This is a genomic window from Bacillota bacterium, assembly GCA_033549065.1.
Lineage (GTDB): Bacteria > Bacillota > Dethiobacteria > DTU022 > DTU022 > JAWSUE01.
In genome coordinates, this window is the sequence record JAWSUE010000052.1 from 1 (window position 1) to 613 (window position 613).

1 protein-coding gene is annotated in these 613 nt (G+C 48.1%); it reads right to left on the reverse strand.

From position 1 onward, the window contains the following. Window positions 1–333: lysine 2,3-aminomutase (locus tag SCJ97_11720; GenBank protein ID MDW7740696.1), on the reverse strand; the 333-nt coding region annotated here is incomplete at its 3' end. Between the last annotated feature and the right edge of the window lie 280 nt (window positions 334–613).

Sequence of the window (613 nt, forward strand, 5' to 3'; positions counted from 1 at the left end):
GGTTAGGCCGGGCACGGGAGAATCGACATCTTCGTGCAGCGGGTCGGCCATGTCAAATTCCGACCAGTGGGTTTCATGGGCTGATGGGACTGCCTGTTTACGCACAGGGCAGTTGGGGTCTTTGGGATCTATGAGGGTGGCATAGTAGGGTGTAATTGCCATGCGAAAATGCTGAAGGCACTGTTTAACTCCTTCTGCTTCCTCATCGGTAAGGTCTATAACCTGTTTTAACTGCTCCAGGGTGGTGATGCGGTTGCGCACCTGCCAGCGCCAGTCGTTCCACTCTTCAGGTGTTGCATCTTTCCATAAGGGTATTTCCCGGTAATCACGCATATTTAAATCTCCTCTCGATATAAAAGAATATATTGCCGCTCAGCAGTTTAAACATGTTAAACCAGGGCTCTTAAGCATTACGGCTGCTTTATATATTAACTAACCATTTATTTATTCAACGGGAGCTCGTAGGCAACGGAATCTGTGGTAAACCCAAGTTTTTCATAGAGTCTACGGGCCGGTATATTGTCGACAAGGGCATTTAACTCGATCCGGTTAAGGTTTTCCTGCCTGGCAGCTACAATCACATGCCGAAGAAGAGTTTCAGCCAGGTTACGGC